Genomic DNA, 22090 nt, shown 5'->3' on the forward strand with positions numbered 1-22090 from the left:
CTATTTAAAACCGGCTCTAAATCCATCGGTTCTTTAATTTGACGAAGTTTATCAAATTCACTTTTATCTTTCAGACCTGTTACAAATCCTTGTACCATCCTAGGTCCAAAAGGGACAATGACTCGCATGCCCGGCTGAATCAAACCAAGCCATTTGTCAGGAATTTTGTAATCAAACTCCCTGTCTGTCTGCTTCGCTGGTACATCAACGATAACCGCAGCTATATTCATTAAGCATCATTCCTTTTTCAACATCTGGACAGCCTCAGTTAGTATCTGTTTTGCTGTATCTGTTTTACTCATTAATGGAAGTTCACGCTTACTTCCATCTTTCTTAAACAGCGTAACAATATTTGTATCAGTTCCGAAACCGGCACCCGTTGTGGAAACATTATTAGCGACAATCATATCGGCATTTTTCTTCTTAAGCTTCGTAAGAGCATACTCTTCCACATTCTCGGTTTCTGCTGCAAATCCAATTAGAAGCTGATGGTGTTTTTGAGCACCGAGATGGAAAAGTATATCCTTAGTTCGTTCAAGTTCTATAATATGATCCCCAGATTTTTTCTTCATCTTCTGCGACTGATAATATTTCGGTGTATAGTCTGAGACGGCTGCTGTTTTTATAACAACATCTGCCTCCTGATAAACGTCCATCACCGCATTAAACATTTGTTCAGCTGTATCAACAGAAATGATTTCAACACCTGCTGGTGCTTGAAGTGATACAGGGCCAGAAATCAGTATAACCTCCGCTCCCATTTTCACGGCTTGTTCAGCAAGCGCATAACCCATTTTTCCTGTAGAACGATTCGTAATAAACCGAACCGGGTCGAGATGCTCTCTTGTCGGTCCCGCTGTGATCACGATTTGTTTGCCTTGAAGAGGAAGCTCCATACTTTCTTTAAAAAACTGAATCAGATGACTGACAATGGTTTCAGGTTCCTCGAGACGGCCTTTACCAACATACCCGCACGCCAAATATCCTTCAGAAGGTTCAATAAATTGATAGCCATAGTTTTTAAGTGTCATCATATTTTTTTTGACAGCAGCGTTTTCATACATATGAACATTCATCGCTGGTGCCAGCCAGATTGGATTCTGAACAGCAAGAAGTGTTGTCGTAATCATGTCATCGCCTAGCCCATTGGCAAGCTTGCCTATTACATTCGCAGTTGCCGGAGCCACTAGGACGAGATCAGCCCAATCTGCTAAATCAATATGAGCAATCACAGCTGAATTTTTTTCATCAAATGTATCCGTAAAAACATCGTTACGCGAAAGCGCTTGGAAGGTGAGCGGCGTGACAAATTGACGTGCTGATTCACTCATGATCACTTTTACAATCGCACCAGCCTGCGTTAATTTACTCGTTAAGGCTGCTGCTTTATATACAGCAATTCCCCCTGTGACACATAAAAGTATTTTTTATTTGTAAGCATGCAGTTTTCCCCCATAAATGAACGTCTTTTTATCTCATTATGACGGAAACAGATGAATTTTTCATCTATTACACCATTCGAATGAGACTTACTTCTACTCACTGCTTTTGCAAAAAAATAAGAAAAGGCCTGAACTCCCGCTAAACAGAGTACTGTAAAGTTTCCTTGACAGCTACCAGTTCACAGGGGTTCAGGCCCAACTTACCCATATAGAATCAGTCGAGACGTTTCTGTCTCAGGACCAATCTTACTAATTATTTTCCTTCGAAAGAATTATCATACGTTAATACATCTGTGTAGATTTCTTCTAACGCACGGCCGACAGGCTTATGAGAAACCGGCTTGTCAATACGGCAGTCTTTACTGATTTGCATTTGACGTGCACGTTTTGCTGCAACAGACACCAATGAGTATTTAGAATCAATTTTCAATAACAATGAATCAATAGATGGATATAACATAATTATTCAGCCTCCAGCATTTTTTTATATCGAACAGACACTCTTTCACGACGGCAGTGCTCAGCAATGACAATAGCATTGATTCGGCTTGTTGCTGCCGTGACATGATCATTTTCGACGACGTAATCGTATAAATCCATTAACTCAATTTCTTCCTTAGCAGCCTGCATCCGCCGGCGAATTAACTCCGAAGATTCGGTTCCGCGATTGGTAATACGGCTTTCAAGCTCTGACAAACTTGGCGGTGCTAAGAAAATAAGTAACCCTTCAGGGAATTTCTCACGGACCTGCTGAGCCCCTTGTACTTCAATTTCTAAGAAAACATCTTTCCCTGCATCCAGTGTTTCACGAACATAATCAACAGGCGTTCCGTAATAGTTGCCGACAAATTCAGCATATTCCAGTAGTTTTCCCTGTTCAATTAATGTTTCGAATTCTTCACGGGATTTAAAGAAATAATCGACTCCATCAACTTCTCCATCACGGGGAAGCCTGGTTGTCATCGAGATTGAGTATTCAAAAGCCGTATCAGGCTGCGAAAAAATCTCTTTACGTACTGTTCCTTTACCTACTCCGGATGGGCCGGATAATACAATCAACAAGCCTTTTTCAATCATATCTTTCTTTTACCCCTCTTCCACGCTGTCATCTCGGTCATGCAGGCGAGCAGCGACTGTTTCTGGTTGAACGGCCGATAAAATAACATGATCACTGTCTGTTATGATAACTGCTCTGGTTCTTCTGCCATATGTAGCATCTATCAAAGAGCCGCGGTCGCGGGCATCTTGAATAATTCGTTTGATTGGTGCCGATTCCGGACTCACGATCGACACAATCCGGTTTGCGGAAACGATATTCCCAAAACCAATATTCATAAGCTTAATAGACATTATAATCCCCCATCCATTATCTAGTGTGGCCTTGAGCGTTTCTTCATAATCAACCTATTCGATATTTTGCACCTGTTCTTTCATTTTTTCAAGTAAACTTTTCATTTCGACCACTTCTCTGGTCATTCGTGAATCATTTGCTTTCGATCCAATCGTGTTGACTTCTCTATTCATTTCCTGAACAAGAAAATCAAGTTTTCTGCCTACCGGTTCATCCACTTCAAGCGTATCTGAAAATTGAAGTAAGTGACTTTCAAGTCTAGTTAACTCTTCATTCACATCTGCTTTATCGGCTAAGATAGCAGCTTCAGTCAGTAAACGACTTTCGTCACCTGCACCTTCAGCAAATTCTGCTAATCGTTGAACAAGCTTTTCACGATAATGTAAGGCAACCTCTGGTGCATATTCCTTAATGATCGTAATGCTTTTATGTATCTTCGCTGCTTGAACTGACAAGTCATTCATCAATTCTAGGCCTTCTTGATTTCTCATTTTTTTCAGTGATTCAAGTGCCTCTGTAAGGGCTGAGAATAAGATACCTTCGAGCTCTTTATTTTCATTATTCTCTTCTTCCACAAAAAGGATATTCTCAACTTGAAGCATGTCATGTAAAGAAGGACCTGCTAAATCATATTTGGTTTGAACTGTTTCCATATGAGAAAAGAATTGTTCTGTCAAACTCCAATCAAGCTGCAGTTTTTTCGTGACCAGCCCTTCGCCTTCTACGGTTATAAATAGTTCAGCTCTTCCTCTTCTAATATATTGACTTGCTTTTTTTTAACCTTTTCTTCTAGAATCATTAGCTGTCGCGGCATACGGATGATAAACTCACAAAAACGATGATTGACTGTTTTCATTTCAACCGTCACTTTTGTATCTCCGTCTTCAGCCTTTCCCCGGCCGTATCCTGTCATACTCACGATCATGGCGCCACTTCCATTCCATGCATTATCACTTTTACCTGACTTGGTCTTGTGAATCTATTTGGTCAAAAGAAGCCGCAATAAATAAGCCAGCGGATGAAAATAAGCTGCATTTTCCTGTAAACCGCCTATCTACGTCAGCTGAACACCTGATTACGGACTAACTTTTCTATAAAAAAATAAAAAGGTAATAGAGAAACTCTACTACCTTTCGAATTATACCATACCTTACCTTGTTTTTCTTATTAAAATAGAACCTGCCAGTAAAAAAGTTGGAATAGATGCCATCCCTATAACGAGCAGCCAATCCCGAGATGCAATGGGTACAGTATGGAAAATAACCTGCAGAGGCGGGTAATAAATAACAACCAATAATAAAACCAGTGAAGAAATTACTGCTGCGACGAGGTACTTATTACCAAATGGATTCCGTGAAAAAATGGATCGTTCACTTCGGCAATCAAACACATGAATCAGCTGAGCTAAAACTAATGTTGTAAAAGCAATGGTTTGAGCATAAACAAGATTATCCGGGTTATTTTTATAAATTACGATAAACGCAATCAATGTAGAGATCCCAATAAGAAAACCTCTTGAGATAATCTTCCAGCCAAGTCCTCTAGCGAATACCCCTTCCTTAGGGTCCCGCGGATCCCTCTTCATGACATCATTTTCCGCTTTATCAAGCCCTAAAGCCATTGCCGGCAGACCATCTGTTACCAAGTTTACCCAGAGGATTTGAATTGGAATTAAAGGGAGCGGCAATGCACATACCATCGCGAAAAACATAACCAAAATTTCGCCTACATTTGATGCCAATAAGTAACGGATGAATTTACGAATATTTTCATAAATATTCCGGCCTTCCTTGATTGCCGCTTTAATGGTTGCAAAATTATCATCAAGTAAAATTAGGGAAGAGGCTTCTTTCGCAACGTCCGTACCGGTAATCCCCATGGAAATACCGATATCTGCTGCTTTAATAGCTGGGGCGTCATTTACCCCATCACCGGTCATCGCTACAATATGTCCATTGTTTTGCAGAGCACGAACAATTTTCAATTTATGCTCTGGAGATACTCTGGCGAACACTGCTACATCTTCGACAATGTCTTCCAACTGGTCAACTGTCATTTCAGCTAATTCTTTTCCCTCTAACACTCTTTCCTTACCTCTTAAAATACCCAATTGCCCAGCAATAGCCTTGGCAGTTGCCACATGGTCACCAGTGATCATTACCGTCTTTATTCCTGCTTCTCTAGCCTCCCTCACCGCTTCCTTCACCTCAGGGCGGGGAGGATCAATCATTCCATGAAGGCCAAAGTAAATTAAGTCACTCTCCGCCTCTGATTCATGGAGTAAAACCGTTCCCGATGGAATCGGCTTATACCCAATAGCAATTGTTCGGAGCGCCTGCTGTGCCAGACCGTTAATCGCTTCCTGAATCTGTGTTTGATACTCACTGATGCGAACGACTCGTTCTTGCCAAAGAATAGAACTGCTATGCGAAATCATCACGTCAGGTGCACCCTTCGCTACGACAAAATGCTTCCCTTGGTTATCCTTTACAATTACACTCATCATTTTACGTGTAGAGTCAAATGGAAACTCCTTGACGATTGTAAACTGTTCAACAACATTTTCACGATTCAGCCCTGCTTTCATAGCAGCGACTAACATTGCCCCCTCTGTTGGATCCCCGTTCAAAGTAAATCGATCTTTTTTTAGAATAAGCTCAGAATTATTGCAAAGCATCCCAAATGTCAGGAGCTGAAAAAGCGTTTTATTTCCCTTTGGCTGCACGGCACGTTCGCCGTAGTAAAACTCTCCTGAAGGTGCATACCCAGTTCCCGTTACTTGCCAAGTATGCCCGCCGCTCCAAAGATGTGTGACCGTCATTTTATTTTGGGTCATGGTTCCTGTTTTGTCTGAACAAATGACTGATGCACAGCCTAGCGTCTCTACTGCTGGCAGTTTCCGAACAATCGCATTCTTCTTAATCATCCGTTGGACACCTAAAGACAGCGCAACTGTAACAATGGCCGGTAACCCTTCTGGAATGGCTGCAACAGCTAATGAGACTCCGGCTAAAAACATCGTATACAAGGGATTTCCTTGTAAGATCCCAGTAACAACAACAATAAGAGTCAAAAACAGTGCCGTTGTTATTAAAATTTTTCCGAGCTGTTCAAGCCTGAGCTGCAGGGGTGTATCCTGCGTCTCCGCTGATTGAAGCAAATCAGCAATTTTCCCCATTGCCGTATTCATGCCTGTACCAACAATAATTCCGATCCCGCTTCCGCGTGAAACCATCGTACCCATGAAAGCCATATTTTCTTCATCACCAATGCCTTCAGCAGGAAAATGGAGAGATTCAGATTGTTTAATCGATGGAACAGATTCTCCAGTTAAAGCTGATTCTTCAATTTCAAGACTGTATGCTTCGATCAGTCGTACATCCGCACCAATCCGATCGCCGCTTATAAATTTAATGATATCTCCTACAACCGCTTCACGTGATGGAATCTTCCTCCATTCCCCATCTCGAAGAACGTAAATCTGCGGCGCAGCCATCTCTTTCAACGCATCTAGAGACTTTTCGGCACGGCGTTCCTGATAAAACCCAAGCAGACCATTCATTAAAATGATGGCTATTATAGCTATTGCATCAATATATTCACCAAGGAGCCCAGAGATCAGGGTTGCCGCAAGAAGCACAATGACCATGAAATCCTTAAACTGTGCAAAAAAAGCAGGATTACCGACTGTTTTTCTCCTGCTTGCAATTCATTAAAGCCCTGCTCTTTCTGCCTTTTTCTGGCTTCCGTTTCCGTTATCCCCACATCTTTGTCAGTTTTAAGAGTAGTTTCTAAATCTTCAATATTCATTTCGCGGAACGTCATTTGAGTATCACACATCCTCCACATAGATTACTTATCGCCTTTTCTAACCTAAAAAGCGCAGCGGTCGAGCCTTTTTACACAATACGCCTTTCGAATTTCTCTTCGGCAGCTCTCTTCTTCCATGCTTATTCAGACTCGTCCTAAAACATGCTATAATTACAATGGATAGTAGATTAAAAAAGATTTACCTTAGCCGATTAATAACCAATGACTAAATTAAGAATAGGGAGTTACATATATGTCTTTTGATGGTTTATTTACGAAAGCAATAACAGAAGAAATTTCAACAGTACTCAAGGGCGGAAGAATCAGCAAAGTTCATCAGCCTTATAAAAATGAATTAATTCTTGTCGTTCGATCAGGACGAAAAAATTATAAGCTGTTACTCTCGGCACACCCAAGTTACGCAAGAGCTCAAATTACTGAGGAAGAATATGAAAATCCTAAAGAACCTCCAATGTTTTGTATGCTGCTTCGGAAGCATCTTGAAGGGTATACCATCGATGATATTTACCAAACAGGGCTTGATCGGATGATTACTCTAGAGGTTTCTGGACGAAATGAACTCGGGGATTTATCAAAAAAACTACTTATCATCGAAATTATGGGCCGGCACAGCAATATTATCCTAATTGATAAAGAGCGAAATATGATTCTCGACAGTATTAAACATGTATCTTCTGCTGTGAATAGCTACCGGTCAATCCTTCCAGGACAAGAATATATTGCTCCGCCGACACAGGAAAAAGCAGACCCATTCACAGCCACTGCAGAAACAATTAGTCAAGCAATTGATTTTAACAGCGGAAAATTAAATAAACAGCTAGTTGGAGCATTTACCGGGATTTCTCCCATGTTTGCCCTTGAGGTTGTCTATCGTGCTGGATTAGCTAATAGTACAACCCTTCCTAATGCTTTCATCTCTTTAATTCATACGCTTTCTAATAAGGAATATTCCCCGTCCTTAATGAATGCGGATGGGAAACAAGCGTTTTATATGATTCCACTAGAACATCTTGGTCCGGACGTAAAGTCATTCCCCACCCTCAGTGAGTTGTTAGATCGCTATTATTTTGGTAAAGCGGCGCGAGATCGTGTTAAGCAACAAGGACATGATTTGGAACGGTTCGTATCAAATGAATTAGAAAAGAATGAAAAAAAAATCGGTAAGCTGAAAAAAACGTTAAAGGACACAGAGCGCGGTGAAGAATATCAGCTGTTTGGTGAACTATTAACAGCTAACCTCTATCAGATGAAACGAGGAATGAAAGATATTACTGTTGCGAACTATTACGAAGAAGATTCTTTCGTAACGATTCCGCTGAACCCACAGCTGTCACCGTCAGACAATGCACAAAAATATTTTTCTAAATATCAAAAAGCCAAGAATGCCGTTGGTTTTGTCCAAGAGCAAATTGAGAAAGCTGAACATGAATTGAATTATTTTGAAATACTCTATCAGCAGCTTCAATCTGCATCACCGAGAGATATTGAAGAAATACGTGAAGAGTTACAAGAAGAAGGCTATATCCGCAAAAAACAGAAAAAGGGCATGAAAAAATCTGCAAATGCAAAACCACAGCTAGAAACCTATTACTCAAGTGCTGGAGACGAAATATTTGTAGGTAAAAATAACAAACAAAATGATTACCTAACAAATAAATTTGCCCGCCGAGACGAACTGTGGTTCCATACCAAAGATATTCCGGGCTCTCACGTAGTAATTCGGAGTGAAAACCCTAGTGATCAAACCATTCTCGAAGCAGCCATGTTAGCCGCTTACTTCAGTAAAGCTAAAGATTCCAGCTCTGTACCGGTCGATTACACGAAAGTCCGGCACGTTAAAAAGCCAAATGGCTCTAAGCCTGGCTTTGTTATCTATGATAACCAGCTGACGGTCTATGTAACTCCTGATGCAGATGGTGTTATTGCTTTAAAACAAAAATAATGTCAAAAGGCTGTCGAGAAATTTTTCTCGACAGCCTTTTGCATTCTTGGGCTATGGGAGTTGTTGAAACTGTGTCGCTATTCTTTGTGTTCTGACATGTAGGGGAGGGGGTATTAATTTTTATGCTTATCTGGCTGTTAATCCCGTCTGGGCACTATTTTCGAGTCTGAAATACCCTTATTTTAAGATTTACTGAAGGCTACAAGAAAAGACCAGCTCTACAGCTGATCTTTTCTTGTAATTATGTCAGCCGGTAATCCAAGAGGTGTCCTCTGGGTTTTGTTTCCATCTTGTTAATCGTTCAATCTCAGCAGGGGCGATGTAATTCTTTTCAGCAGCGACCTTAATAAGTGTCGAATAGTCGCTTAGTGAATAATTTTTTATTCCGTTTGCCTCTAGTTCTTCTATGCCCTTCTGCAATTCATAGGTAAATATGGAGACCACCCCAAGTACATCACAGTCTGCTTCACGAAGGGCTTCAACAGCTGTGATGACGCTACCTCCGGTTGAAATTAAATCTTCAACTACTACGACTTTTTGTCTTGGGCTTGTTCTGCCTTCGATTTGATTGCCTTTGCCATGGCCTTTTGATTTAGAGCGTACATAGCACATAGGCAGATTCATTAAATCACTGACCCATGCTGCATGGGGAATTCCTGCGGTAGCTGTACCAGCAATGAGTTCGACCTCACCAAAGTGATCTTCGATTAATTGCTGCAGCCCGCTAGCGATATCCTTACGTACAGCAGGGTATGATAGCGTTAATCGATTATCACAATAAATGGGTGATTGAATCCCAGACGACCAAGTAAAAGGATCATTTGGCTGCAAGAAAACAGCTTTTATATCCAGTAATTGTGCGGCAATATGTTGTTTCATCGTAATACACCCTCCCATGCTTGCAGTACCGTATGATAGGCCTGCAATGGATTATTATCATCTGTAATCGCTCGTCCGACGACAATCGCATCCGCTCCGAGCCTTCTAGCCTCTTCTGGAGTAGCGACCCGCTTTTGATCATGATGATTTCCTGATACTAGTCTAATTCCTGGTGTAACAGTTAGAAAGCTTGTTCCAACCTCTGTATGTATTCGGCCTGCTTCATGGGTGGAACAGACGACCCCGTCCAGTCCCGCTTGTTTGGTAAGTGAAGCGTAGTGAAGCACAGAATCTTCAAGCTTCCCCTTAATTAATTGTTCTTGGTTCATTTGCTGTTCAGAAGTACTGGTTAACTGCGTAACGGCAACACATCCTGAGCGCTTTTTCCCTGCTGGCGTTCCAGCCTCAAGCCCCTCAAGTGCAGCTTCCATCATTTGCTTTCCACCAGCTGCATGAACCGTAACTAAATCTACATCTAGTAGAGCGAGGTTCCTCATTGCTTTCATAACGGTATGGGGGATATCATGAAGTTTTAAATCAAGAAAAACCCCATGTCCTCTTTCCTTAATGCGGCCAATTATAGAAGGTCCGCTGCTGTAAAACAATTCCATACCGATCTTCACAAACAGCTTTTCCTCTTCAAACGGATCTAAAAAGGTTAACGTTTCTGCTGCTCCAGGGAAATCAAGCGCAACAATAAGAGCATTTTTCAATTCATCTCCAGCTCCTTCCTATACATTCAGATAGATGGTCAATTCCTAATTCATCAAGCAGCTCCGGCAGCTCGTCAATAACTTTAGAACAAATAAATGGATCAGAGAAATTAGCTGTTCCGATTGCAACTGCACTCGCACCTGCATACAAGAACTCAATGACATCTTCACAAGAGTTAATCCCGCCCATACCAATTATCGGGATGGAAACATGCTGACTTACTTCATGAATCATGCGGATGGCTACCGGCTTAATGGCTGGTCCTGATAGACCTCCACTCCGGTTAGCAAGGACCGGCTTTGCTGTTCTTAAATCGAGACGCATGCCAAGCAACGTATTAATCATCGTCAATCCATCTGCCCCGCCTGCTTCTACAGCCTTAGCCATTTCGACAATATCTGTGACATTCGGGGATAATTTAACATATACCGGAACCTTTGAAACAGCCTTAACGGCTTTTGTCACTTCCTTTGCTACTTCTGGGATGGTGCCAAAAGCTAGACCACCTTCTTTGACATTTGGACACGATATATTAAGTTCTAATGCCCTTACATTCGGTGCCTGACTGATTTGAGCGGCAACCGCTGTATAATCCTCAATCTTTGACCCGGCAATATTCGCAATCACTGGGACATCATATTGAGTTAACCAAGGTAATTCTTCCGAAATTACTTTTTTTAATCCAGGATTCTGCAAACCAATTGCATTAAGCATCCCTGCTGCGGTTTCAGCTACCCGGGGCGTAGGATTTCCAAAACGAGGCTCGGGTGTCGTTGCTTTAATCATAATTGCCCCCAGCTTGCTTAACTCATAGAACTGACTATATTCTCGGCCGAATCCAAAGCAGCCAGTTTTCAATGAAAGGCCGGGTAATTCTACAGATAGTCTGTTCATATAACAACCTCCCCTGCCCGGAATACAGGACCATCACTGCAAACTTTTTTATAACTGAAACCATCAGGGTCATCTGCTGTATGGCATACACATGCAAAGCAGGCACCGATCCCGCAGCCCATGCGTTCTTCAAGTGATAGAAAGACTTTTTTTATCTGCTCCATATTCCTTTTCAATGGCCCTCAGCATCATGGTTGGTCCGCATGAATAGATGGTGGTAAAAGAGTTTTCAAGTGATGTTATAACATCTGTCACATAGCCGTGAATTCCATAGGATCCATCAGCGGTTGCGATATATGTCTCACCGAGTCCGGCAAACTCTGCTTCATAAAAAACAGCCTGCTTCGTTTGAAAGCCTAGGATGTGAATGACGTTGACCCCTGAAGATTTCAGTCTCTTTGAGAGCTCATATAACGGCGGGACGCCAATGCCGCCCCCGACCAAGAGCACCGTTTCTCCAAAAGACGCCTCTTCGACTGGAAATCCGTTTCCAAGCGGACCCAGAACGTCAATGGTTTCATGTACCTTTTTTTTAGATAATTGCTTCGTCCCCTTACCATCTGCTCGATAAATCATGGTAAATTCTTTTCGATCTTGATTAATGGAACAGATACTAATCGGTCTTCTCAACAGCGGATCCAGTTGGTCATTTGCCTTTAGATGAACAAATTGTCCTGGCTGGTCCATGGCAGAAACCAGTTCGCCTGAGAGTGTTAATTCAAAAATAGCTGCTGCGATTTGTTTTTGACTTTTCACCGTCATACATTCATTTTTAATCATAAATGAACCACCTCATGAGTCTCTGATTTCCCCATTGTCTCCGCCGTGAAAGTCATAGACTCAAACACTCGTAAAATAGCTTCCGCCGTATCAAGAGAGGTCATACATGGGATGCCGTTTTCAACTGCTTCACGACGGATTCTAAAGCCATCTCTTAAAGGTTGTTTACCTTTTGTCAGCGTATTAATAATAAGCTGTGCTTCTCCATTACGAATGACATCAAGTAAGTTATGCTCTGTTGAATCGATTTTCTCGACAATTTCTGTTGGGATGTCAGCAGCCTTCAATTTTTGTGCCGTTCCGCTTGTAGCAATCAGTCTGTACCCTATGTTGTGAAAACGACGTGCTAATTGAAGAGCTTCTTCTTTATCCTTGTCTGCAATGGTTAACAGCACCGCACCATATTCCTTAATTTTTATACCTGAAGCAACTAACCCTTTATATAGAGCCTTTTCAAGCGTTGTATCTTTTCCCATTACTTCGCCTGTAGATTTCATTTCAGGTCCTAAGGTGATGTCTACCCTCCGTAATTTAGCAAAGGAGAAGACAGGAACCTTTACATAGACGCCAGCTTTCTCCGGTACTAAGCCCGTTTGGTAGCCAAGGGATGTTAAGGAAGATCCAAGGATAACTTTCGTAGCCAAGTTTGCCATTGGAATATTAGTAATCTTACTGATAAAAGGGACGGTCCGGCTTGATCGCGGATTCACCTCAATTACATAGATTTCTTCTTTACTAATAACATATTGGATGTTTAGTAAGCCTATGATATTCAACCCTCTAGCAAGCTGGGTTGTATAATCAACGATTGCGGCCTTCTGTTTCGCTGTAAGACTTTGCGGCGGATAGACCGCAATGGAATCTCCGGAATGGACTCCTGCCCGTTCAATATGCTCCATAATGCCGGGAATCACGACATTTTTCCCATCTGAAATGGCATCCACTTCTATTTCTTTCCCTGTTAAGTAGCGGTCAATTAACACTGGGTGTTCAGGGTTGATCTTCACAGCATGCTTCATGTAATGTATTAATTCATCTTCTTTATAAACAATTTCCATTGCTCGACCGCCTAACACATACGAAGGACGAACTAAAACCGGGTAGCCGATTTCATTGGCAATTTCCACTGCCTCTTCTATTGCCACAGCAGTTTTCCCTTCAGGCTGTGGAATACCTAGTGTCTTTAATGCATGTTCAAATTTATCCCGATTTTCTGCACAGTCAATATCTTCTAAAGATGTCCCAAGAATCTTCACACCATGTTCTTCGAGCTGGTCTGCTAGATTAATAGCTGTCTGTCCGCCAAATTGGACAATAACGCCTAGTGGTTTCTCCAAATCAATCACATGCATGACATCTTCAATCGTCAGCGGCTCAAAATAAAGCTTATCCGAGATACTAAAATCAGTAGATACGGTCTCTGGATTATTATTTATAATGATCGCTTCATATCCAGCTTCCTTAATCGCCCAGACTGAATGAACGGTTGCATAATCAAACTCTACTCCCTGACCAATTCTGATGGGACCTGAGCCTAAGACCACGACGCTTTCGCGTTTGGTTACGATGGATTCATTTTCATCTTCATAAGTCCCATAAAAATATGGTGTTTCCGATTCAAATTCTGCCGCACATGTGTCGACCATTTTATAAACTGGGATTATTCCTTGGGCTGTGCGCCAGTCGTAAACCGTTTTTTCTCTTTCATTCCAAAGGGAAGCAATTTTTTTATCAGAGAAACCCATTCTTTTAGCTGTCTTCAATACCTCTAAGTTAAATGGATTCGTTTGAAGGATTTCTTCATAGTCAACAATGTTCCTCAGTTTAGATAAAAAGAAGGAATCAATCTGGCTCCATTCATGAATGGTTTCAATGGTGACTCCCCTTCTTAATGCTTCACCGATATAGAATAACCGTTCATCTCCTGCTTTCCTAATCCGTTTTTCAATCAATTCATCCTCAACATCTTCGTTTAATTCAAGATGATAAATCCCCGCTTCAAGTGATCGAACCGCTTTTAAAATGGACTCCTCAAACGTCCGTCCTATCGCCATTACTTCACCAGTTGCTTTCATTTGTGTACCAAGAGTTCGGTTTGCCGATTCAAATTTATCAAACGGCCAGCGTGGAATTTTTGTAACTACATAATCGAGAGCCGGCTCAAAGCTTGCGTATGTTTTCTCTGTAACGGGGTTCATCATTTCATCGAGCGTTAGTCCGACAGCTATTTTTGCAGCAAGCTTAGCGATCGGGTAGCCTGTAGCTTTCGAGGCAAGGGCAGAGGAGCGGCTGACCCGCGGATTCACTTCTATCACGTAATATTGATAGCTGTAGGGATCAAGCGCAAGTTGAACGTTACACCCACCTTCAATTTTCAAGGCACGAATAATCTTTAGTGAAGTATTTCTAAGCATCTGGTACTCCCGGTCGCTTAAGGTTTGACTAGGTGCTGTAACGATTGAATCTCCTGTATGTACGCCGACAGGGTCGAAATTTTCCATATTACATACAACGATTGCGTTATCATTTGCATCACGCATTACCTCGTATTCGATTTCCTTAAATCCAGCTATACTTTTTTCAAGTAAACACTGGTGAACAGGACTAATTTTCAGTCCGCCGGTTACAATTTCAATTAACTCTTCTTCAGTCGAACAGATCCCGCCGCCAGTCCCGCCTAGGGTGAAAGCCGGTCGAACGATGACCGGATAATCTACCCGCTCTACAAATTTGTAGGCTTCTTCAAGTGAATGGATAATATCACTGTCCGGAACAGGTTCTCCTAGTTCATTCATAAGCGTTCGGAATAATTCCCGGTCTTCCGCTTGATGAATCGCTGACAGTTTCGTACCTAGAATTTGAACACCGCATTCGTCAAGGACACCTGCGTTCGCTAATTCAATGGCCATGTTTAATCCTGTTTGTCCGCCAAGAGTCGGCAGCAGTGCGTCCGGCCGTTCTTTCCGAATAATTTTGCTGACAAATTCTAAGGTAATCGGTTCGATATAAACTGCATCTGCCATTTCACTATCTGTCATAATGGTCGCAGGATTTGAGTTAATCAGGATGACACGGTAGCCTTCCTCTTTCAACGCCATACAAGCTTGTGTACCTGCATAATCAAATTCGGCTGCTTGACCGATGACGATTGGACCCGATCCGATGACAAGAATACTCTTTATATCTGTACGTTTTGGCATGTTAGTTCCCCCTTAGTTTTGTTCAGATCCATCATCTGAATAAATTGATCAAAAAGATAATTGGCATCTTCCGGACCCGGCGACGCTTCTGGATGATATTGCACGGTAAAAGCCTGAAGTGTTTTGTGTTTTAACCCTTCAACTGTCCCATCATTTAACGCGATATGTGTGACTTCAAGTTCCGTTTTAGAAAGTGACTCTTCATCCACCGTGTATCCATGATTTTGTGACGTTAACGCTACTTTTCCAGTCTGCAGATCTTTTACAGGATGATTAGATCCTCTATGACCAAATTTCATTTTTTCTGTTTCTGCTCCATTTGCCAGTGCAAACAGCTGATGACCGAGACAGATTCCAAATAACGGTATCTTCCCCTGTACTCCCTGTATCAATGCAATGCCTTCCTTCACATCTGCTGGATCTCCAGGACCATTTGACAGCATGATTCCATCAGGATGCAGTTGAAGTACTTCCTCAGCGGTTGTATTATAGGGAACAACAATGATATCACACCCCCGGTCATTCAACTCCCGTAATATCCCCTGCTTCATCCCATAATCAACTAATACCACCCTGAAGCCTCTACCTGGATTACGATAGGCGGTTTTCGTTGATACTCTTCTAACTTGATCAGTCACAGTTACCGTAGCCAGCAAATGCTGCAGCATTTGTTCAGGCTTTTTATCAATTCCACAAATCATTCCTTTCATTGTTCCAGTCTTGCGGATAATCCGAGTCAACTTCCTAGTATCAATCCCACTAATACCAGGTATGTGTTTTTGCTTTAGGTAGTCACTAAGTGATAATTGATTTCTCCAGTTTGAAGGTAATTCAGCTACTTCTCTAACAACCAATCCTGAAATAGCCGGGATGATGGACTCAAAATCGTCGCGATTGATTCCATAATTGCCTATTAACGGGTAGGTCATCGTAATGATCTGATTGCAATAAGAAGGATCAGATAATATTTCCTGGTAGCCAGTCATCCCTGTATTGAACACTACTTCGCCGGATTTTTCAGTATCTGCCCCGAATCCTTCACCGATAAAACAAGTTCCATCTTCGAGAATAAGTTGTCGTTTCATTCCGCAGCACTCCCCTTCTCCCAAACTATTTGTCCTTCAACTATTGTCATCACAGGCCATCCTGTACAGATTTGACCAGCAAATGGTGTATTTTTTCCTTTTGAGGCAAATTCTTTACTGTTAATCGACTGTGTTTGATTCAAATCAATCAAGACAATATCTGCTAATGCCCCTTCTGAAAGAGAACCGTAAGGCAACGAGAAGCTCTCGGCAGGTCTAACTGTCAACCAGTCAATTAATTGCTTTAGCGTCCATTTATCGGTTTGAACGAACCCGCTGTATAACAAGGGAAAAGCTGTTTCTAAACCAACAATCCCGAATGGTGCAAGATTCATCCCTTCTGCTTTTTCTTCCTCTAAGTGTGGAGCATGGTCCGTTGCAATGAAATCGATGGTACCGTCTAGCAAACCTTCAAGCAGGGCTTCACGATCAGACTTGCCGCGAAGTGGTGGATTCATCTTATAATTAGTATCAAGTCCTGGAATATCGTCTTCACAAAGCAGCAGATGATGTGGAGTAACCTCTGCAGTGACCCGAATGCCTGCCCGTTTAGCGTCACGTACAAGGCGTACTGATTCTTTTGTGGAGATATGACAGACATGATAGTGACATCCAGCGGCCTCTGCCAGCAGAATGTCACGGGCTATATGTACGGACTCGCAAACAGAAGGAATTCCCTTTAAGCCATTGGCTTTTGAATAGGTTCCTTCATGAACACAGCCATTATAAATTAAACTGTTTTCTTCACAATGAGCAACCACAGGCATATCGATTAAAGCTGCCTTCTTCATGGCTTCGAGCATCATCCCGGCGTTTTGGATGCCTACACCATCATCAGTGAAGGCAAAAGCACCTGCTTCTTTTAAACTGGCAAACTCCGTTAACTCCTTGCCCGCTTCACGAACAGTAATCGAAGCATAAGGTAAAACTCTTACATGAGCGTCTGCTTCAATTTTCTGCAGTAACGATTCCAGATGATCCACACTATCTGGAACTGGACGGGTGTTCGGCATGGCTGCTATCGTTGTAAACCCTCCCTTTGCAGCTGCCATTGTACCGGTTGCAATTGTTTCTTTTTTTTCACCACCAGGCTCACGAAGATGAACATGCAAGTCAATAAAGCCTGGAGCAATCAAATTCCCTTTCGCATCTATTTGTTGTAACCCCTCAGCGGCAATGTTCTCTGCCACTTTTGTAATATACTTTCCTTCCATTTCCACATCAGCTTGTGTCAGTGCACCCGTACTATCGAGCAATACCCCATTTTTTATGATTGTCTTCATCCAAAGTTCCCCCTTTTATTTCTCCAAGTACTTTTTTCAAAACAGCCATCCTAATATATACTCCGTTTTCCATCTGCTTAAATATTCTAGAACGTTCGCATTCTACTAAATCCGAGTCTATTTCTACACCGCGATTGATGGGAGCTGGATGCATGATAATCGCCTGTTTTTTCATTCTGCACTCTCTCTCTTTAGTCAACCCGTACGCTTGCAGATACTCATGCGCACTTCTTTGTTCTTTGTCGGAATGACGCTCATGCTGGATACGCAGCAGCATAACCACATCTGCGGTTTCAACCGCTTTTTCGATATTTTCATAAGCGCCGTTCCCCCTATCAAACCACTCAGGCGGTCCCGAGAAGATAACTTTTGCTCCCAATCTGGTCAATGCTTCTGCATTAGAACGAGCAACCCGACTGTGTTTGATGTCGCCAATAATCGCCACTGTCAGTCCCTCAAACCGGTTGAATTCCTGATAAATCGTCATGAGATCGAGTAAAGATTGTGTTGGATGATTTCCGCATCCATCCCCGGCATTAATGATGGGAATGGATAGATAATCGGATAGTTCGTCATAAAAGTGATCTCGGTTATGTCTAATAACCAATGCCTTTACACCAATGGATTCAAAGGTTTTAGCTGTATCGTATAGTGTTTCTCCCTTCAGAATACTTGATGTTCCCGCTTCAAATGGAATCACATGAAGCCCTAGCCGTCTTTCAGCCATTTCAAAGCTGCTTTTCGTACGTGTGCTTGGTTCAAAAAATAGATTAGCTACAGCAACATGCTCGGGCGGCAGCCACATCTGTCCTTCCGAAAAAGCTTGGGCCTGTGAGATAATTTGATTAATCTCTTTATTTGTCAGCTCATTCATAGTCAATAAACTTTTCATCATTTCCTGTCCCCTTTTGAATTGGATTTTCAGGGATTAAAAAACACCCCGCCTAAGGACAGAGTGTAAGAGTTTAAAGACTTAACCTGGGAAGAGTTTAGACTCCCTTAGTTAATACGCCTTTTACTGCAAACACCCTTATTAGTCTCTCTGGACTTCTTTTAAAAGGTGAAATTCGTCTATTTAGTTATCTGGTCGTCTAATTATTTTATAAACTATTATTCTGATTTTTCACGATTAGGTAAAATTAAGTTCAAAGCAATCCCGATAATAGCTGCTAATGCCATTCCGGAAAGTTGAATATCGTTATTTAATTGAACATATGCTCCGCCAATGCCTATGACAAGGATAACGGACACAATCATCAAGTTCCGCTTTTCAGCAAAGTCTACCTTATTCTCTACAAGCATTCTTAATCCGCTGGAAGCGATAATCCCAAATAACAGGATGGAGATCCCGCCCATTACCGCGTGCGGTATCGAGTGAATAACCGCCGAGACCTTTCCAACAAAGCCAAAGATAATGGCTGCTGCAGCTGCTCCACCAATAATATAGACACTATATGCTTTAGTTATAGTAAGAACACCAATGTTTTCACCATAAGAGGTAAGCGGCGGTCCGCCAATCAGTGAGCCAATCATTATTCCAGCTCCATCTCCCATTATGGAACGATGTAAGCCTGGCTTTTCAAGGAAATTCCGGCCGACAACATTACTTAAAATCATTTGATGCCCAATATGCTCGGAAAGGGTGACTATGGCTACTGGGAGCATAATGGCCAAAACCCCTCCTGATATGGTCGGTGTGTAATCGACGAAAGGAAAAATAAATGGCGGCAGTTCAATCCAGCTTGCTTCTTTAATGGGTGTAAAATCAATTAATCCTGCCGCTGCTGATGCCGCATACCCTGCAAAGATACCAAGTAAGATAGGAATTAAACCAAGAAACCCTTTTAAAAACATATTACAGAAAATCGTTACACCGAGAGTAAGCAAGGCGATCATTATATGTGTTGTACTATAAACGAGCGTCTCTGCGTATGGATCCTCATACATGGCCATATTGACCGCTGTCCCTGCCAGGCTCAATCCGATGACAATGATTACGGGTCCGACTACAACAGGCGGGAGCAAACTCATCAGCCACCTGATTCCAGCTTTTTTAATGATCAACGCAATGATTCCGTATAATAGACCTGCAAAAAAGCAGCCAATCATCGCTTCACCAGGTCCGCCTCCTCCTTTCACAATCAAGATGGGGGTGATAAATGCAAAGGAAGAACCAAGGTAAGCCGGAATCTGGCCTTTTGTAATAAGCAGGTACGACAACGTACCCAGCCCGCTCGAAACTAATGCTACACCTGGGCTTAAACCAACGAAGAACGGTACTAAAACCGTTGAACCAAACATGGCGAATAAATGCTGAATACTTAAGCTGAACCACTGAAATGGTTTAGGTACTTCATTTACATCTAATAAAATATCTTTTTTTGCTTCCATCGTTGCTACCTCCCAGCATGAAAAAAACCCTCTTCGTTTGTTTAACAAAGAGGGTCACCTATTAAGACCAATTCATGACTGTTCTTAATAGATTTTCTCCCTTTGTCAGCCTCTCTGGACTGTTTTTAAAAGGGCTTTATTTAATTTAAGATACTTACTTGATCTTTTTTATCTACTTCACTTAAGCAGACAGATATTTTTTCTGTTAATGCAGTCGGTACATTTTTCCCCACATAATCTGCTCGTATAGGTAACTCTCGATGACCTCTGTCAACAAGTACGGCAAGCTGAATTTGTGAAGGACGTCCAAGATCAATTAAAGCATCTAGTGCCGATCTGACTGTCCTGCCTGTGAAAAGCACATCATCGATTAGGATCACTTTTTTATCGGTAATATTCATAGGGATGTCGGAGCCCTTTACCAGTGGTTCTCCGTCATTTGTTGTTTTCGTTAAATCATCACGGTAAAGCGTGATATCTAACTCACCAACCTCGACTTTCGAACCTTCAATTTCTCCAATCCGATCAGCAAGTCGTCTGGCGAGAAAAATCCCGCGTGTTCGAATTCCAATCAGCACACAATTGTCTATTCCCTTATTCTTTTCGATAATTTCATGAGCGATACGAGTTAATGCCCGTCGAATAGCTTGGTCATCCAGTACAATTGCTTTTTCAATCATGTTGTTCACCTCTTTTTATATATAAAAAAATCCCTCTGCCAGGAGGCATAGGGATTCGATACTGCGGGTCGTGCTTAATAATGAATTCACTCATCGAATTCATTAACTCCGTGTACCTTCCCAGCCTCTCTGGACTGTGTTAAAGGTTCTTATTAAGTTAATATCATAGTATAGCATTCAAACCAACTTGTCAATTACTGTTCCGTAAATAATTCAACAAGTGCTCAAATTCACTTGGCAATGGTGCTTCAAACTCGATGTACTCTTTAGTCCGAGGATGAATAAATCCAAGCAAACCTGCGTGAAGGGCTTGTCCTTCGATGGCAAGTGTCTTACGCGGTCCGTATTTCGGATCTCCTGCAAGCGGGAAACCAATGTATTTCATATGAACGCGGATTTGATGCGTTCTTCCTGTTTCCAGCTGACATTCAACATAGGTATAATTCTTAAATCTGTCCAGTACTTTAAAATGCGTGACCGCTGTTTTTGAGTTTTCATCGATAACGGTCATGCTCTGACGATCTTTTTTATCTCGACCGATTGGCGCATCAATTGTTCCATAATCATGCGGAATTACACCATGAGCAATGGCCTGATATTTTCTAGTAACCGTTTTATCAACCAGCTGTTGAACAAGACTTTCATGTGCCATATCATTTTTAGCAACCATTAATAAGCCTGAGGTATCTTTATCAATACGGTGTACAATACCAGGGCGCATAACGCCATTAATCCCAGATAAATCCTTACAATGAGCCATTAAACCATTCACAAGCGTACCAGTAGAGTGTCCTGGTGCAGGGTGAACGACCATGCCTCTTGGTTTATTCACGACTAATACATCAGCATCTTCATAATAAATCTCAAGGTTCATTTCTTCAGGTACAACATCAAGTTCTGACAACTCAGGAACAGTTACCACAATTTCATCACCAGTTGAGGCTTTATAATTTGTTTTAACCTTCGATCCATTAACTAGAACCGCGCCCTCTTTTATTAATAACTGCACCTGGCTGCGTGACCATTCATCGTTTAATAATGATAATACTTTATCAATCCGTTCACCTTTATGTGTCTCATCTATGCTGTACGTATAATTATCCATTTAATTTCTCCTTAATGATTTTTTCCTCAAAAAGCATGAAGATAACCAATAAGGCTACTCCGATGCAAAGGGCGGAATCTGCGATGTTGAAAATTGGGAAACTGTAGTCAAAAATATAGATGTGAATAAAGTCTACCACTTCTTGATGGATCACCCTGTCGATGAAGTTCCCAATGGCTCCGCCTAGCATTAAACTCAAACCAATAGCAAGTAAACCGCTCTTCTTAGACATTGTTTGAATATAGTAGACCAAACCGATGATCACAACTAACGTGACAAGATAGAAGAACCAAAATTGGCCCTCAAGAATTCCCCAGGCAGCACCTGTGTTTCGATGTGACGTTATATAAAATAAATTTTCAATGACAGTAATGCTGTCTCCATATTCCATATTGTTAACAATCAGCCACTTTGTCAATTGGTCAAGACCGATGACAATTAAGGCAATGATATAATATATCACACTAGAAACCCCCAAACTAGCACATTCGTTTCTTTTGAATTGTAGCATAA

Annotated in this window: 19 protein-coding genes and 2 pseudogenes; 1 reads left to right on the top strand and 20 read right to left on the bottom strand. The window is 41.8% G+C overall.

Annotation, left to right across the window (positions count from 1 at the left end):
• The 8 genes and pseudogenes from WYK_RS07985 to WYK_RS08015 form a co-directional block, all read right to left on the bottom strand.
• On the bottom strand, window positions 1-230 hold a 230-nt coding region (locus tag WYK_RS07985; protein WP_040374003.1), incomplete at its 3' end, for a primosomal protein N' family DNA-binding protein.
• 6 nt (window positions 231-236) lie between these two features.
• Entirely contained in the window at window positions 237-1424 is a 1188-nt protein-coding gene (coaBC, locus tag WYK_RS07990; protein ID WP_040374004.1) for a bifunctional phosphopantothenoylcysteine decarboxylase/phosphopantothenate--cysteine ligase CoaBC, read from the bottom strand.
• A 271-nt stretch (window positions 1425-1695) separates the two neighbouring features.
• Entirely contained in the window at window positions 1696-1902 is a 207-nt protein-coding gene (rpoZ, locus tag WYK_RS07995) for a DNA-directed RNA polymerase subunit omega (protein WP_040374005.1), read from the bottom strand.
• A gap of 2 nt (window positions 1903-1904) precedes the next feature.
• A complete protein-coding gene (gene gmk / locus WYK_RS08000; protein ID WP_040374006.1) occupies window positions 1905-2519 on the bottom strand; it encodes a guanylate kinase in 615 nt (204 codons plus the stop codon).
• Window positions 2520-2528: 9 nt separating this feature from the next.
• A complete protein-coding gene (remA, locus tag WYK_RS08005; protein ID WP_040374007.1) occupies window positions 2529-2792 on the bottom strand; it encodes an extracellular matrix/biofilm regulator RemA in 264 nt (87 codons plus the stop codon).
• A 54-nt stretch (window positions 2793-2846) separates the two neighbouring features.
• Window positions 2847-3551, bottom strand: coding sequence for a YicC/YloC family endoribonuclease (locus WYK_RS08010; protein WP_412769698.1), 705 nt, complete (start codon window positions 3549-3551; stop codon window positions 2847-2849).
• Window positions 3521-3718, bottom strand: coding sequence for a YicC/YloC family endoribonuclease (locus tag WYK_RS26305; protein ID WP_412769697.1), 198 nt, complete (start codon window positions 3716-3718; stop codon window positions 3521-3523). The genes WYK_RS08010 and WYK_RS26305 overlap by 31 nt, the downstream gene beginning before the upstream one ends.
• Window positions 3719-3943: 225 nt before the next feature.
• Window positions 3944-6618: pseudogene (locus WYK_RS08015) on the bottom strand (calcium-translocating P-type ATPase, SERCA-type).
• Window positions 6619-6856: 238 nt separating this feature from the next.
• Here WYK_RS08015 and WYK_RS08020 point away from each other — a divergent pair.
• Window positions 6857-8566: an Rqc2 family fibronectin-binding protein gene (locus tag WYK_RS08020; protein WP_040374008.1), complete on the top strand. Its 1710-nt coding sequence runs from the start codon at window positions 6857-6859 to the stop codon at window positions 8564-8566.
• A 246-nt stretch (window positions 8567-8812) separates the two neighbouring features.
• Here WYK_RS08020 and pyrE read toward each other — a convergent pair whose 3' ends face one another.
• The 12 genes and pseudogenes from pyrE to lspA all read right to left on the bottom strand — a co-directional run bounded on the left by pyrE (window position 8813) and on the right by lspA (window position 22040).
• Complete coding sequence (gene pyrE, locus WYK_RS08025; RefSeq protein WP_040374009.1) at window positions 8813-9445, bottom strand: orotate phosphoribosyltransferase; 633 nt, start codon at window positions 9443-9445, stop codon at window positions 8813-8815.
• Window positions 9442-10158 carry an orotidine-5'-phosphate decarboxylase gene (gene pyrF / locus WYK_RS08030; protein ID WP_040374010.1) on the bottom strand — a complete coding sequence of 239 codons (717 nt, stop codon included), beginning with the start codon at window positions 10156-10158 and terminating at the stop codon, window positions 9442-9444. Before pyrF ends, pyrE begins: the two co-directional genes overlap by 4 nt.
• Before the next feature lies 1 nt (window position 10159).
• Window positions 10160-11053: a dihydroorotate dehydrogenase gene (locus tag WYK_RS08035; protein WP_040374011.1), complete on the bottom strand. Its 894-nt coding sequence runs from the start codon at window positions 11051-11053 to the stop codon at window positions 10160-10162.
• Window positions 11050-11833, bottom strand: a pseudogene (locus WYK_RS08040) (dihydroorotate dehydrogenase electron transfer subunit). Before WYK_RS08040 ends, WYK_RS08035 begins: the two are co-directional and overlap by 4 nt.
• Complete coding sequence (gene carB, locus WYK_RS08045; protein ID WP_040374012.1) at window positions 11830-15033, bottom strand: carbamoyl-phosphate synthase large subunit; 3204 nt, start codon at window positions 15031-15033, stop codon at window positions 11830-11832. The pseudogene WYK_RS08040 and the gene carB overlap by 4 nt, the downstream one beginning before the upstream one ends.
• Entirely contained in the window at window positions 15012-16118 is a 1107-nt protein-coding gene (locus tag WYK_RS08050; protein ID WP_040374013.1) for a carbamoyl phosphate synthase small subunit, read from the bottom strand. Before WYK_RS08050 ends, carB begins: the two co-directional genes overlap by 22 nt.
• Window positions 16115-17401 (bottom strand): dihydroorotase, encoded by a 1287-nt coding sequence (locus tag WYK_RS08055; RefSeq protein ID WP_040374014.1) that lies wholly within the window; start codon window positions 17399-17401, stop codon window positions 16115-16117. The genes WYK_RS08050 and WYK_RS08055 overlap by 4 nt, the downstream gene beginning before the upstream one ends.
• Window positions 17364-18293, bottom strand: coding sequence for an aspartate carbamoyltransferase catalytic subunit (locus tag WYK_RS08060; RefSeq protein ID WP_040374028.1), 930 nt, complete (start codon window positions 18291-18293; stop codon window positions 17364-17366). The genes WYK_RS08055 and WYK_RS08060 overlap by 38 nt, the downstream gene beginning before the upstream one ends.
• Window positions 18294-18511: 218 nt before the next feature.
• Entirely contained in the window at window positions 18512-19792 is a 1281-nt protein-coding gene (locus tag WYK_RS08065) for a solute carrier family 23 protein (protein ID WP_040374015.1), read from the bottom strand.
• A gap of 140 nt (window positions 19793-19932) precedes the next feature.
• Window positions 19933-20472, bottom strand: a complete 540-nt coding sequence (pyrR, locus tag WYK_RS08070) for a bifunctional pyr operon transcriptional regulator/uracil phosphoribosyltransferase PyrR (RefSeq protein WP_040374016.1) — start codon at window positions 20470-20472, stop codon at window positions 19933-19935.
• 190 nt (window positions 20473-20662) lie between these two features.
• Window positions 20663-21577 (bottom strand): RluA family pseudouridine synthase, encoded by a 915-nt coding sequence (locus tag WYK_RS08075; protein ID WP_040374017.1) that lies wholly within the window; start codon window positions 21575-21577, stop codon window positions 20663-20665.
• Window positions 21570-22040, bottom strand: a complete 471-nt coding sequence (gene lspA, locus WYK_RS08080; RefSeq protein ID WP_040374018.1) for a signal peptidase II — start codon at window positions 22038-22040, stop codon at window positions 21570-21572. Before lspA ends, WYK_RS08075 begins: the two co-directional genes overlap by 8 nt.
• Window positions 22041-22090: the final 50 nt, after the last annotated feature.

It is taken from the genome of Peribacillus psychrosaccharolyticus ATCC 23296 (assembly GCF_000305495.1).
GTDB lineage: Bacteria > Bacillota > Bacilli > Bacillales > DSM-1321 > Peribacillus > Peribacillus psychrosaccharolyticus.

What these genes read in the sequence shown, in the direction of transcription:
- carB (WP_040374012.1), bottom strand. Translation starts at nt 15,033, where the DNA reads ATGCCAAAACGTACAGATATAAAGAGTATTCTTGTCATCGGATCGGGT.
- WYK_RS08075 (WP_040374017.1), bottom strand. Translation starts at nt 21,577, where the DNA reads ATGGATAATTATACGTACAGCATAGATGAGACACATAAAGGTGAACGG.
- remA (WP_040374007.1), bottom strand. Translation starts at nt 2,792, where the DNA reads ATGTCTATTAAGCTTATGAATATTGGTTTTGGGAATATCGTTTCCGCA.
- pyrR (WP_040374016.1), bottom strand. Translation starts at nt 20,472, where the DNA reads ATGATTGAAAAAGCAATTGTACTGGATGACCAAGCTATTCGACGGGCA.
- rpoZ (WP_040374005.1), bottom strand. Translation starts at nt 1,902, where the DNA reads ATGTTATATCCATCTATTGATTCATTGTTATTGAAAATTGATTCTAAA.
- WYK_RS08050 (WP_040374013.1), bottom strand. Translation starts at nt 16,118, where the DNA reads ATGAAACGACAACTTATTCTCGAAGATGGAACTTGTTTTATCGGTGAA.
- WYK_RS26305 (WP_412769697.1), bottom strand. Translation starts at nt 3,718, where the DNA reads ATGATCGTGAGTATGACAGGATACGGCCGGGGAAAGGCTGAAGACGGA.
- pyrE (WP_040374009.1), bottom strand. Translation starts at nt 9,445, where the DNA reads ATGAAACAACATATTGCCGCACAATTACTGGATATAAAAGCTGTTTTC.
- WYK_RS08020 (WP_040374008.1), top strand. Translation starts at nt 6,857, where the DNA reads ATGTCTTTTGATGGTTTATTTACGAAAGCAATAACAGAAGAAATTTCA.
- WYK_RS08060 (WP_040374028.1), bottom strand. Translation starts at nt 18,293, where the DNA reads ATGAAAAGTTTATTGACTATGAATGAGCTGACAAATAAAGAGATTAAT.
- gmk (WP_040374006.1), bottom strand. Translation starts at nt 2,519, where the DNA reads ATGATTGAAAAAGGCTTGTTGATTGTATTATCCGGCCCATCCGGAGTA.
- WYK_RS08065 (WP_040374015.1), bottom strand. Translation starts at nt 19,792, where the DNA reads ATGGAAGCAAAAAAAGATATTTTATTAGATGTAAATGAAGTACCTAAA.
- WYK_RS08055 (WP_040374014.1), bottom strand. Translation starts at nt 17,401, where the DNA reads ATGAAGACAATCATAAAAAATGGGGTATTGCTCGATAGTACGGGTGCA.
- WYK_RS08035 (WP_040374011.1), bottom strand. Translation starts at nt 11,053, where the DNA reads ATGAACAGACTATCTGTAGAATTACCCGGCCTTTCATTGAAAACTGGC.